Source organism: Paenibacillus sp. FW101-FHT12H11, from assembly GCF_058790355.1.
On the sequence record NZ_JBYTCO010000007.1, the window covers coordinates 180,051 to 193,765 of the forward strand.

Genomic DNA, 13,715 nt, shown 5'->3' on the forward strand with positions numbered 1-13,715 from the left:
AAATGGAGGCAAGTCATCCATTGCCCTTCGTATTTTTATGGGGAGGCTGTTCATGAGTAATTTGGCGGATAAACGGAATCGCTTTGAGCTTTTGATGCAGCAAGCTGAGATTCCTGCCGATATCGTGCGATCATTTTTTACAGAAGGCTATATCGATCAAGTAGAGATTAGTCGGAAGAACCGCGACTGGACTTTTTATTTGGTGAAAAATGACTTAGTGCCTCAGAACATTTACCGCTCTTTTTGTAAAATGATTCAGGAAAAATTCGCGCAAATCGCGAAGATTCGTTTTATTTGGAAGTTTGAAGGGGCGGAGCCGGCTGCTTTGGTAGATGAATACTGGAGCTTATTTATGGAATGGCTGCAGCGCGAAGTACCGTCCATTAATGGCTGGATGGCTAAAGCTAAATTTGAAGTGCAAGGGCAAGTCCTATCCCTCATTATGCTGGATGCGATTGGTCTGGAGCTTGCGAAGAAAAAGAATATTGATACCTTCATTCGAGACTTTTTCCATAACTATTTCCAAACGGAATTGACGGTTAAATATGCGATCAGCGATTCGGCCGATGTCGAAACGGAATATGAAAAGTTTGCCAAGCAGCGTGAGCAAAGCGAAAAGACGATTACACAAGAAATCATGATGTCGATTGACATGGAAGAAGAAGAAGAATCTTCTTTGCCGGATGATTTGAAGCTTGTAATGGGGTATGAGATCAAGGAAGTACCGACTCCCCTGAAGGATATTAAAGAAGAAGAGAAGAAAATTACGGTTCAAGGAACGGTATTCGGCTTAGAGGTTAAGGAATTAAGAAATGGTAACACGTTGTATAGCTTTAACGTAACGGATTTTACAGATTCAATGGCGATGAAAGTTTTCGCGAAAACCAAAGATGACGTGAAGATTATGAGTTTGCTTCAGAACGGAACATGGATCAGAGCCAGAGGCAAAGTTGAATATGACCGATTCATGCAAATCCCTGAACTCGTAATGATTCCAAACGATTTGACTGAAGTGATGGCGCCGAAAGATCGCATGGATGATGCCGCTGAGAAGCGTGTTGAGTTCCACCTGCATACGACGATGAGTACGATGGATGCATTAACGCCTATAGATCAATATGTGAAAATGGCGGCTAAATGGGGCCACAAAGCCATTGCCGTTACGGACCACAGCAATATTCAATGTTTCCCTGATGCAGGGAAAGCCGCCAAAAAACACGGAATTAAAGTGATTTACGGCGTTGAAGCTAACGTAGTCAATGACTCTGTGCCAATCGTCATGAATGGCAGGGATTTGGACATGAAACAGGCGACATATGTCATTTTCGACGTCGAGACCACCGGTCTATCCGTTACGAATAACCGTATCATCGAGCTTGCCGGAGTTAAAATGCAGGATGGCAAGGAAATCGACCGTTTTGCAACGTTCATTAATCCGCATGAGAAAATCCCTTATAACATTCAGCAATTAACGAATATTACAGATGACATGGTGGTAGGAGCTCCTGATATTGAGGTGGAGCTTCCGAAGTTTATAGATTTTATCGGCGATTCCGTGCTTGTAGCTCATAATGCGCGCTTTGATATGGGTTTCCTTCAAGCCAATTTGCAGCGGATGGGTTTGCCGGAGGTGACCAACACTGTAGTAGACACATTGGAACTGGCGAGATTTTTGTTCCCATCCATGAAGAATCACCGATTGAATACCTTATCCGATAAATTCAAGGTGGGCTTAGATAATCATCACCGTGCGATTGATGACTCCATTGCCTTAGGATTTGTGCTCTATCACTTAATTAATGAAGCTAATGATCGACAAATAACGAGTCTCGCTAAGCTAAATGATTACGTAGGCAAAGATTTGTCGAATCAGCGACCTTTCCATTGCTGCATCTATGCGCTTAACGCGATTGGCAAAAAGAACTTATTTAAACTTATCTCTTTATCGCATACAACGTATTTACAAAGAGGCGCTACGATTCCAAAGAGCGTGTTAGTCCAATTTAGAGAAGGGCTTCTTATCACTTCCGGTTGTGAAAAAGGCGAGTTTTTTGAGGCTGTTCTTAATAAAACAATTGAAGAAGCTGAACAAGTTTCAGAGTTCTATGATATTTTGGAAATCCAGCCGGTCAGTTACAATATGCATTTGGTTGAAAAAGGGCTTGTCGGCAGTGTGGAGGACCTTGAGAATGCAGTACGCCGCGTCTGTGAAATCGGTTATAAAACAGGCAAGCCGGTCATTGCGACAGGCAATGTGCATTATCTGCATCCTCGGGAGAAAGTATGCCGGGACATTACGATTAACGGGATTACTGGGTTTAGTCCGCTGAAATCGATGAAGAAGCCGGATGCTCACTTCCGCACCACCAAAGAGATGCTGGAAGAGTTTAAGTTTTTGGGCGAAGAGAAAGCCTTTGAGGTTGTTGTTCGCAGCACGAATGAACTGGCAGATCGGTTCGAAGCGATTGAGCTCTTCCCGGATAAATTGTTTACGCCAATTATTGAAGGTGCGGACGATGAAATTCGAAACACCTGTTACTCTACGGCGAAAAATATTTATGGCGATGAGCTTCCAGAGGTGATCGTTGCCCGGTTGGAAAAAGAGCTTGTTCCAATCATTAAATTCGGTTTCTCTGCGAACTATTTGATCTCTGAACGATTGGTTAAAAAGTCGAATAAAGACGGCTACCTCGTAGGTTCAAGGGGATCTGTCGGATCTTCCGTAGTTGCCATGATGCTTGGGATTTCTGAGGTTAATCCGCTGCCTCCGCATTATATTTGTGCTTCTTGTCAGCACAGTGAATGGTTCCTGGACGGTAGCGTTCCGAGTGGGTTCGATCTCCCTAACAAGATATGCCCCGATTGTGGTGGGAACCTTAGAGGAGACGGACACGACATTCCTTTTGAAACATTCCTAGGCTTTAAAGGGGATAAAGTCCCCGATATCGATTTGAACTTTTCTGGTGAGTATCAGCCGGTTGCCCATAATTACACGAAAGAAATTTTCGGTGAGCGATGTGTTTTCCGTGCGGGCACCATTGGTACAGTTGCGGAGAAGACAGCCTTCGGATTTGTGAAAAAATATGAAGAAGAGCAGGGCCAGAAGTGGCGAGGCGCTGAGCTGAATAGGTTGGCTGCCGGTTGTACTGGGGTTAAGCGCAGCACAGGGCAGCATCCAGGGGGAATTGTTGTAGTCCCTGATTACATGGAAGTTGATGACATTACGCCAGTCCAATACCCAGCAGATGATAAGAATTCAGAATGGAAAACAACTCATTTTGACTACCACGCCTTCGACGCTAATTTGCTCAAACTAGATATTCTCGGACACGACGATCCGACGATGATGAGGATGCTGCAGGATTTGACGGGGATTGATCCGACAACCATTCCGATGAATGATCCTAAAGCGATGAGTATTTTTAACTCCACAGAAGCGCTTAACGTAACCCCGGATCAGATTCGTTCACCGGTTGCTACATATGGCGTTCCGGAAATGGGAACGAAATTTGTGCGCCAGATGCTCCAGGAAACGCAACCGAGCTCGTTTGCCGACTTACTGCAAATTTCCGGACTTTCGCACGGAACAGGCGTTTGGTTGGGGAACGCTCAAGAACTGATTAAAAAAGGAATATGCAATATTAAGACCGTAATTGGATGTCGGGATGATATCATGTTATTCTTAATTTATAAAGCAGGAATGGATGCGGGCTTAGCCTTTAAAATTACCGAGAGTGTGCGTAAAGGTAAAGGTTTAACGGACGAGTGGAAAGAAGAGATGAAGCGGTGCAATGTGCCTGCTTGGTATATTGAGTCCTGTGAACGGATTGAATATATGTTTCCAAAAGCGCATGCTGCTGCTTACGTTATTTCCGCTGTTCGTACTGCATTCTTCAAGGTATATCATCCAATTGCTTACTACGCTACTTACTTTAGTGTTCGTGCGGCCGATTTCGATCTCGAATTGCTCTGCCAAGGGTATGACGCTATCTTGAAACGATTGATTGAAATTGAAGAAAAAGGTTTCCAGGCGCTACCAAAAGAAAAGGCCATGGTCTCCATCCTGGAGATGTCGCTAGAGATGACGTCTCGTGGTTTCAGCTTCAAGCCAATTGATATCTACCGTTCGCATGCAACGCGATTTACGATTGATGGCAACACATTGATTCCTCCATTTGCCGCCATGTCAGGTATCGGCGAGAACGCAGCGAAGAATATTGCGGCTGCCAAGGACGAAGGCGATTTCCTCTCCATCGAGGATTTCCAGAATCGTTCGAAAGCTTCCAAAACCGTGATCGAGCTGTTATCGTCGATGGGATGTTTCCGAGGTATGCCGGAATCGAATCAGTTGTCACTATTCTAAATTTCATTGCATAGTGTAATAGAGAAGTTAGCTGTCAAGTGAAAATCATTAACAAGTTTGCTATTGTAATGCAAAGATTGGTTATGGTATAATTTTTATTGGCAATAATGAGGATATCATCTTGTGATTAAAGAGTGGGGAAACCCACTCTTTACATTTTGATATAGGACTTTTCGGGTTATGACTAGGGGAAAGTCAATTTAGGAGGTACATTTATCTGTGGTTACACAAGCACACATCAAATCCGTCATAGAGGACATGCTGAAGGATTTCATTGAACAAAATGGATTTGAACTCGTGGATATTGAATATGTCAAAGAGGGCAGCAATTGGTTCCTTCGTGTCTACGCTGACAAAGAAGGCGGAATTGATATAGATGATTGCGGCCGTATCAGTGAATACCTTAGTGTTCAATTGGATGAAAAAGATCCGATTGCTGATGCATATTTCTTGGAGGTTTCTTCACCAGGGGCTGAACGTCCATTGAAGAAGACGCAAGATTATTACAAGGCCGTGAACAGTCACGTATTTGTTACGACCTACGAGCAGATCGAGGGCTCCAAGGAGTTTGAAGGATTGCTGGTATCCTTTGACGAACAAGATCTCATCATTGAAATTGGCAAAAAGAAAGTTACTATTCCGTTCACTAAGGTAGCAAGCGCTCGTTTGGCTATCGTTTTTTAGTGACCGTTACTTATTGAAAGGGGGGACTCAGTTCAAATGAACACGGATTTCATCGAAGCGCTGTCGGAAATTGAACGTGAGAAGGGTATCTCTAAAGAGTTACTTATCGATGCAATTGAAGCAGCGATGATTTCAAGTTATAAGCGTAATTTCAACACCGCGCAAAATGTGCGCGTAGATATCAATCGTCATACGGGTCTCATTAAGGTATTTGCACGCAAAACCGTAACTGAGGAAGTGCTCGATCCAAGATTGGAAATTTCGCTCCACGCTTCGCGTGAAATTAATCCAAATTATCAACTGGAAGATATTGTTGAAATTGAAGTAACGCCTCGCGATTTTGGTAGAATTGCTGCTCAAACAGCCAAACAGGTTGTAACACAGCGTATTCGTGAAGCTGAGCGTGGACTAATTTACAATGCTTTTATTGACAAAGAGGAAGATATTGTTACGGGTATTCTTCAGCGTCAAGACCAACGCAACATTTATGTTGATCTAGGTAAAGTGGAGGCTGTGCTGCCTTTAACAGAACTTATGCCAACAGACAAATTTAAACAAGGCGATCGGATTAAAGCGTATATCACCAAAGTGGAGAATACGACTAAGGGGCCGCAAATTATTTTGTCCCGTACACATCCCGGTTTGCTTAAACGTCTGTTTGAACTTGAAGTTCCTGAAATTTTTGACGGTGTCGTCGAAATTCGTTCCGTGGCCCGCGAAGCAGGATTCCGTTCCAAAATCGCTGTTCACTCACGCAATGCTGAGGTAGATCCGGTAGGTTCCTGTGTTGGACCCAAAGGGTTACGTGTTCAAACGATTGTTACTGAACTGCGCGGCGAGAAAATCGACATCGTTCGTTGGATGGAAAGCGTGGAAGAGTATGTGGCCAATGCGCTAAGTCCTTCCAAAGTTCTTGAAGTTCAAATTCATGAAAATGAAAAGATGGCACGCGTCATTGTTCCAGACTATCAACTATCATTAGCCATTGGTATCAAAGGGCAAAATGCTCGCCTGGCAGCTAAATTGACAGGCTGGAAAATCGACATTAAGAGTGAAACACAAGCGGAACAAGAATTTGGCCGAGTGAAAACTTATACAGAAGAAATGCATCAAGATTCAGTCAGTATCGATTAAGTTTTTGTTTGGAAGCAAGGGGTGATCGGAATGAAGCAGAGAAAAGTCCCTCTGAGAAAATGCGTGGCCTGCCAGGAGATGATGCCGAAGAGGGAATTGATCCGCGTCGTCAAAACGCCTGAAGATGACATTCTCATTGATCTCAAAGGGAAAAAATCCGGGCGCGGTGCCTACTTATGCGGTAAAGTTTCTTGTTTTAAATTGGCAAAGAAAAGCAAAGCCTTGGATCGAGCACTTAAGCATGCCGTAAGCGCTGATATTTATGACCAACTGGAACAAGATTTTATTCGGGTTGAAGATGAATTCCTTTCCTCCAAAGAGGAGGACTCCGAAGATGAATCCTAAATTTTTTAACCAGTTGGGTCTGGCGATGCGGGCAGGAAAGCTTGTTACCGGCGATGAAGGCGTCTTTAAAGCCATTCGTTCGGGAGAAGCCAAACTTGTCATTATGGCGGAGGATGCTTCGGCTAATACACGGAAGAAATTTCAGGATAAATGCCAATTTTATGGGGTGACTCTTATGGAAATTGGAACGAAGTATGAATTGGGCCGCAGCATTGGTAAAGAGATGCGTGTCACCATAGGTGTATTGGACGGAGGCTTCGCGCAGATGCTGCAGAAAAGTCAAGAAAATCCTGCGGAGGTGGAACATATTGACCAATAAACAACAAGATAATAAAGATAAAACCCGCGTATACGAATACGCCAAACAGCTCAATATGAGCAGTAAAGAAATTATCACCATTCTCAAACGTTTAAATATACCTGTTAACAATCATATGAGTGTAATGGAAAATGACGCGGTTAGTTCCGTGGAGAAATTTTTCCGTGATATAAAAGCTAATGCGGCTGCCAAACGAGCAGCTACGGACGGAGGAAATGTGAGTTCATCGACGACGAATCAGAATCCTGCATCGCAGGCTCCAGCACAAGAGAATAAAGGTGCAGCAACGGGGGCTTCCAAGCCTGTTGCTTCTTCAGAACAATCAGCCAACCAAACAACTAGTGGTGCAGTGACACCACAGCCATCGACAACGCAAGCTACACCTGGTGCGACAAGTCGCCCTTCCCAACCCCAACGTGATGGTCGCCCTAGTGGTCAAGGATCTTCGCAAGGCGGACGTCCAAGCGGTCAAGGCCAAGGTGGACAACGTACAGGTTATCAAGGGCAAGGCGGACAACGTCCAAGCGGCCAAGGGTCATCACAAGGCGGGCAACGTTCCGGCTATCAAGGATCTTCACAAGGCGGACAACGTCCAAGTGGCCAAGGCTATCAAGGCCAAGGTCAAGGTCAACGCTCTGGTGACAGACCTCCATTCCGTTCCAACGATGGACGTCCGAGTGGTGGATCATCAGGCGGATATAACAGCCAACGTCCAAGCGGTCAAGGTTCCTACCAAGGGCAAGGCCAAGGCGGAGCTCCTCGCACGAATAGCAACTATGCGGGATCCCGTCCGAACCAAGGTGCAGGCGCATCTGCCGGTGGCGGACAAAGCGCTAACAGCGGCCGTCCGCAAGGTGGAAGTCCTAACCGCAGTACAGGACCGAATCGTCAAAACAAACCTTTTGACAACCGTAACAATAACCAAAGCGGAAGACCTGTTATTCAAGAAGCTAAGCCGCAGTTCCATGTTGGAGCAACAGCAGCTGAATTGGATGATGCAGCAGCGAAGGCTGGCGTAATTACTACCAAGAAATCCAAACCAACACCTAAACGTTTTGATGATAATCGCTCCGGTGGTAACCGCGGGCCATCCGGCAACAACCGTGGCAATCAACGTGGTAACAACCGTGGCAGATATCAACAAGAAACGGTTAAGAAAGAAAAAATTGATAACACACCTAAGAAAATCATCGTTCGCGGCAGCATGACGGTTGGTGAAACAGCCAAATTGCTCCATAAAGATGCTTCTGAAGTTATCAAAAAATTGTTGTTCCTAGGAACAATGGCAACAATCAACCAAGAACTTGATTTGGACGCTATTCAATTGATTGCAACTGAATTCGGCGTTGAAGTCGAGATTAAAATTAAAGTCGAAGAAGACAATTTCGAGACGATTGAAGAAGTGGATGATGAGGCAGATCTTCTTGAGCGTCCACCGGTTGTTACAATTATGGGTCACGTTGACCATGGTAAAACAACACTTCTTGATGCTATTCGCAAAACAAGCGTTACGGAAGGCGAAGCAGGCGGAATTACGCAGCACATCGGTGCGTACCAAGTTGAAGTTAACCATAAGAAGATCACGTTCTTGGATACACCTGGTCACGAAGCATTTACAACGATGCGTGCCCGCGGTGCACAAGTAACGGATATTACGATTATTGTCGTAGCTGCAGATGACGGCGTAATGCCACAAACCGTAGAAGCGATTAGCCATGCTAAAGCGGCAGGCGTTCCAATCATTGTTGCTGTGAACAAAATTGATAAAGAAGGCGCTAATCCTGACCAAATCAAACAGGCTCTTACAGCTTATGAACTGGTTCCGGAGGAGTGGGGCGGCGATACCATTTTCTGCGAAATTTCTGCGAAACAACGTATCGGACTTGAAAATCTCTTAGAGATGATCTTGCTCGTAGCGGAAGTACAAGAGTACAAAGCTAACCCGAACAAACGTGCAAGAGGAACAGTTATTGAAGCTGAGTTGGATAAAGGAAGAGGCCCTGTGGCTCGTGTCCTGATTCAACATGGTACGCTTAAAGTGGGAGATAGCTTCGTTGCCGGCGTTCACTTCGGCCGTATCAGAGCGATGGTGAATGATAAGGGCAAACGATTGAAAGAAGCAGGTCCATCTACGCCAGTCGAAATCACAGGTCTAACCGATGTTCCTCAAGCTGGAGATCCATTCTTGGTGTATGAAGATGAGCGTAAAGCGAGAGATATCGCGGACCGTCGTTCCATCGCATTGCGTCAATCCGAAATGACGGCAAATTCACGCGTGACATTGGATGATCTCTTCAAGCATATCAAAGATGGCGAAATCAAGGATTTGAATGTCATTATCAAAGGTGACGTTCAAGGATCTGTTGAAGCGCTGAAAAGCTCGCTTGAGAAGATCGAAGTGGAAGGCGTTCGCGTCAAAATCCTGCATAACGGTGTAGGGGCGATTACGGAGTCTGATATTATTCTTGCTTCGGCATCTAATGCGATCATTATCGGGTTCAACGTTCGTCCAGAGCCTGCTGCTAAATCTACAGCAGAACAAGAGAAAGTTGATATTCGTCTGCATAATATCATTTACAACGTTATTGAAGAAATCGAGCAAGCAATGAAAGGCATGCTGGATCCTGTCTTCAAAGAAGTTGTTCTTGGTCAAGCTGAAGTACGTAACGTATTCAAAATTACGGGTTCAGGAACAATTGCCGGCTGTATGGTCATTTCGGGTAAAATTGCTCGTAATGCTCAAACTCGCTTAATCCGCAGCGGTATTGTCGTTCATGAAGGCAAAATTGATTCCTTGAAACGATTTAAAGATGACCAAAAAGAAGTAGCACAAGGTTATGAATGTGGTATATCTCTGGAGCGTTATCATGATATTAAAGAGGGCGACATTATTGAAGCCTTCATCATGGAGTCCGTTGAGAGGTGATAACAAATGGCTAGAGTGCGTGTAGGTCGAGTAAGCGAGCAAATCAAGAAAGAATTGAGCCAAATCGTTCAATCCGAGTTAAAAGACCCGCGAATTGGTTTCCTAACCGTTACGGGTGTTGAAGTAACAAATGATCTTTCCTTAGCGCGTGTGTTTCTAAGCGTGATGGGTACGGACGAACAGAAAGAGGCCACACTGAAGGCTCTTTCTGCAGGTTCCGGTTACATCCGTTCTGAACTTGGCAAACGAATTCGGTTACGGAAAATCCCGGAATTACAGTTCAAGTTCGATGCGTCTATCGATTATGGCAGTCATATCGAGAACTTGCTTCATAAGCTAAACCAGGAAGGAAATACAAGTGTATGAGTAATGGAATGATGCATGCCACCGAATACAGCCAGCAGCTGGAAGCAGCAGCTAAGTTTATCGAGCAGCATGATGATTTCCTGGTGGTATCTCACATCCAGCCGGATGGGGATGCCGCCAGCTCTACATACGCGATGGGTTGGCTTCTGGATCAGCTAGGGAAGACCTTTACCATGATCAACGAAGGTCCTATGCCTTCTAAATTCTCCTATCTATGGGGAAGCGATCAGGTACTTGATTTTAGCAAAGAAGTACCGAGTAGACGTTACAAGACCATAATAAGTGTTGATTGTGCTGATTTCTCCAGAATAGGTAGGGTCAGCACTCTTTTTGATGAACAAGCTCAGCTGCTCAATGTTGATCATCATCCAACCAATGATAGATTTGGTTCGTGCCATTTGATTAAACATGATGCGGCCGCGACCGTTCAGATCTTGTATGATTTAGCGATACATATGAACATGAGTTTGAACTTGGCCATTGGTGACTGCATCTACACAGGTTTGCTTACGGATACAGGCGGTTTTCGTTATTCGAATACTTCGCCGGAAGTTATGCAAATTGGAGCGTCTCTACTTGCTTTGGGCGTGCAGGGCTCCGAAATTGCCGAGCAAGTTTTGGAGAGAGTGACATATTCGCAAATCGTTCTTCTTCAGAAGGCTTTATCTACCCTTTCATTTGCCCATGACCGCAAACTAGCGTGGCTCGCAGTCTCTTTAGCTGATTTGGAGTCTACTGGGGCTTCCAGTGAAGATCTAGATGGACTGGTGAACTACCCTCGTAACGTGGAAGGCGTCGAAGTGGGTATGTTATTTAAGGAGAAAGCACCAGGCATAATTAAAGTAAGTCTTCGCTCTTCAGGACTTATCGACGTTGCAGCGATCGCTCAATCCCTTGGTGGAGGCGGTCATGTGCGTGCATCAGGCTGCACAATCCAAGGAACAATTGAAGAAGCAGTAGCAAGAATGGTTCAGGAAGTAGGGAGCAAGCTGATATGACGCTAGAAGGCATCTTGCCTGTTTGGAAACCGGAAGGCTTTACATCTCATGATGTTGTAGCCAAAGTCAGAGGTATACTTGGAATTAGACGTATTGGCCATACCGGAACATTAGATCCGCAAGTGACAGGAGTTCTGCCACTTTGCATTGGTCGAGCAACCCGGATGGTTGAATATATACAGGACTTGCCGAAGGAATATGAGGCCGTTCTTCGTATTGGCCTTTCAACAGATACAGAAGATATGACTGGCAATGTGCTCGAAAAAGTTTCTCACGTACAATTGGACGAAACGGTTGTTCGCGAGGCTTTGCTTCGCTTTGTCGGAGAGATCGAACAGATTCCTCCTATGTTCTCGGCTGTTAAGATCGACGGGAAACGGCTCTATGAGCTGGCCCGCGAAGGTAAAGAAGTTGAGCGCAAATCACGCAAAGTAACGATCCATCAATTAGACATTCTTCGTATGGATTTGCAGCAAAAACATCCGGAAATACATTTTCGTGTTTCTTGCTCAAAAGGAACCTATATTCGAACGCTATGTGTTGATATTGGTAAAGCTTTAGGGTATCCTGCGGTTATGAGCAGCTTGATCAGGACTTCCACAGGCAATATCCGTCAGGAACAGTGTCTAACCTTTGAGCAAATCAAAGAATTGAAAGATCAAGGTTTGTTGCAAGACCGCATGATGCCTATGGATCAAGCGATCTCTCATATACCTTCGGTTGAGCTTTCCGACCAAGAAGCCACTCATGCGCAGCAAGGAAAACGCATTTCTGTGGCTAAAAGTCGCATTACAGGTGCAGCGGCGGGTTCTCCAACCTTGCTTCGTGCCTATTCTCCAGATAAAAGGTTCCTAGGGCTTTATGAATGGAAAAGCGCTGGCCAAATCCTGATCCCTTCAAAAGTATTTCTTTAACCCATTACAAGCAGGGACAGGTTGAAATGGATAGGTGAATTGAACTTATATGCAAATAATACCAATATCATATCCCATTGATTTTGATACTCCGAGCGTTTTTGTCGGAGAGCAGGTAGTAGCTATAGGTGATTTTGATGGTGTTCATCTGGGGCACCGAGAGGTCATTGGACGAGCCTTACTTACTGCTAAAAAGCTGAATCTTCCGACAGCCATCATGACTTTCCACCCGCATCCCAGATCGGTAATGGGGCAGGATAAATACATTGATCTTTTGACACCGATGAAAGAGAAGATGGAGATATTTGCCTCGCTGGGCGTCAATCATACCTATATTGTGACCTTCGACGCTTCGCTAATGCGATTGTCCCCGGAACTATTCGTGGATCAAGTCTTGGATCGGCTAGGTGTGAACAGCGTCATTTGCGGTTTTGATTTTACTTTCGGCTATCAAGGCAAAGGCAACCCGGATTCGCTTTGCGAATTGAGTCACGGGAAATTTTCTGTAGAAGTGGTGAGACCTTTTCAAATGGACGGCGAAAAAGTTAGTTCTACACTCATTCGTGAATCGTTGCAACAAGGGGATATTGACACAGTTACTAGACTTCTTGGCCGTCCCTACAGCATTAGCGGCATCGTGATAGATGGAGAGAAGCGAGGAAGACAACTCGGCTTTCCAACAGCTAATCTTCAATTGGACGAGACCTATGTTATTCCTACAAATGGCGTGTATGCGATTAAAGCTTCAATCAAAGGGGAAACCTATAAAGGCGTCATGAACATCGGCGTAAAGCCGACTTTTGCTACTGGTGAGTTGAAACCATCGTTTGAAGCTCATTTATTTGACTTCTCCGAGCAAATTTATGGCGAACAAATGAAGGTTGAACTCATTGCTTTCCTTCGTCCCGAGCGTAAATTCTCGTCCATTGACGAGCTGATTACGCAGATCAAAGTGGATGCGGAAGCTGCAAAAAATAAATTAGAATAGATCCTACCGAATCAAATATTTACTTCTACTATGTGATTATGGTATACTAATTAACGTTGCCCAAAGGACAATTCCCTTGGCATGAACCTAAGCTTGGATAGACGCTATCATCGGCGATTTCTAGGCTTATGGGGATACAATAGAATTTAGGAGATGAACAATCATGGCATTAACACAAGAGCGCAAAACTCAACTGATTCAAACTCACAAGGTACACGATACCGACACAGGTTCACCTGAGGTTCAAGTAGCAATCCTTACTGAGAACATTGTAAACCTTACGAACCACCTTCGTACACACAAGAAAGATCACCACTCCCGTCGTGGTTTGCTTAAAATGGTTGGACAACGCCGTAAGCTTCTTGCTTACGTGAAGAACAAAGATGTAAGCCGTTATAGTGCTTTGATCGAGAAGCTTGGTTTGCGTCGATAAAACCGACAATGAGAAGCAACCTGTTGCTCCTTTGCTGGGCTTGATAAAGCTTGCGCAGAGAGTGGCAACGAGGTTGCTTTTTCTTGTATTTTTAAAACGGAAAAAGAAGGAAATACTAGACAGTACGCAGAATTAGAGGATGACTCAGGTTCTAGGCAGGTTTTTGGATACATACGGAGTCAAAGGTTTGAGGTATTAACCTCCTTTTCTGTGAATGCGTATCAAGACACATAATGAATAAGAAA

The 13,715-nt window shown here is 44.7% G+C and carries 11 protein-coding genes; all 11 read left to right on the forward strand.

From position 1 onward, the window contains the following. Positions 1-52 precede the first annotated feature (52 nt). The 11 genes from AC3WTJ_RS23335 to rpsO all read left to right on the forward strand — a co-directional run bounded on the left by AC3WTJ_RS23335 (position 53) and on the right by rpsO (position 13,470). Positions 53-4,363, forward strand: a complete 4,311-nt coding sequence (locus AC3WTJ_RS23335; protein WP_492523856.1) for a PolC-type DNA polymerase III — start codon at positions 53-55, stop codon at positions 4,361-4,363. Between the two features lie 219 nt (positions 4,364-4,582). Further along, the gene (gene rimP / locus AC3WTJ_RS23340) at positions 4,583-5,047 is read left to right on the forward strand and encodes a ribosome maturation factor RimP (protein ID WP_309491758.1); all 465 of its coding nucleotides are present in this window, start codon (positions 4,583-4,585) and stop codon (positions 5,045-5,047) included. Positions 5,048-5,083: 36 nt separating this feature from the next. Next, entirely contained in the window at positions 5,084-6,181 is a 1,098-nt protein-coding gene (gene nusA, locus AC3WTJ_RS23345) for a transcription termination factor NusA (protein ID WP_157321183.1), read from the forward strand. Between the two features lie 30 nt (positions 6,182-6,211). After that, positions 6,212-6,526: an RNase P modulator RnpM gene (gene rnpM / locus AC3WTJ_RS23350; RefSeq protein ID WP_127451004.1), complete on the forward strand. Its 315-nt coding sequence runs from the start codon at positions 6,212-6,214 to the stop codon at positions 6,524-6,526. After that, complete coding sequence (locus AC3WTJ_RS23355; protein WP_157321181.1) at positions 6,516-6,845, forward strand: L7Ae/L30e/S12e/Gadd45 family ribosomal protein; 330 nt, start codon at positions 6,516-6,518, stop codon at positions 6,843-6,845. Before rnpM ends, AC3WTJ_RS23355 begins: the two co-directional genes overlap by 11 nt. Further along, positions 6,835-9,771, forward strand: coding sequence for a translation initiation factor IF-2 (infB, locus tag AC3WTJ_RS23360; RefSeq protein WP_492523857.1), 2,937 nt, complete (start codon positions 6,835-6,837; stop codon positions 9,769-9,771). Before AC3WTJ_RS23355 ends, infB begins: the two co-directional genes overlap by 11 nt. Before the next feature lie 6 nt (positions 9,772-9,777). Continuing rightward, a complete protein-coding gene (rbfA, locus tag AC3WTJ_RS23365) occupies positions 9,778-10,137 on the forward strand; it encodes a 30S ribosome-binding factor RbfA (RefSeq protein ID WP_157321176.1) in 360 nt (119 codons plus the stop codon). Next, on the forward strand, positions 10,134-11,135 hold the full coding sequence (locus tag AC3WTJ_RS23370; protein WP_492523858.1) for a DHH family phosphoesterase: 1,002 nt from the start codon (positions 10,134-10,136) through the stop codon (positions 11,133-11,135). Before rbfA ends, AC3WTJ_RS23370 begins: the two co-directional genes overlap by 4 nt. Beyond that, positions 11,132-12,049 (forward strand): tRNA pseudouridine(55) synthase TruB, encoded by a 918-nt coding sequence (truB, locus tag AC3WTJ_RS23375; protein WP_492523859.1) that lies wholly within the window; start codon positions 11,132-11,134, stop codon positions 12,047-12,049. Before AC3WTJ_RS23370 ends, truB begins: the two co-directional genes overlap by 4 nt. Before the next feature lie 49 nt (positions 12,050-12,098). Then, positions 12,099-13,037, forward strand: a complete 939-nt coding sequence (locus AC3WTJ_RS23380) for a bifunctional riboflavin kinase/FAD synthetase (RefSeq protein ID WP_492523860.1) — start codon at positions 12,099-12,101, stop codon at positions 13,035-13,037. 163 nt (positions 13,038-13,200) lie between these two features. Beyond that, entirely contained in the window at positions 13,201-13,470 is a 270-nt protein-coding gene (gene rpsO / locus AC3WTJ_RS23385) for a 30S ribosomal protein S15 (RefSeq protein WP_029195252.1), read from the forward strand. Positions 13,471-13,715 lie beyond the last annotated feature (245 nt).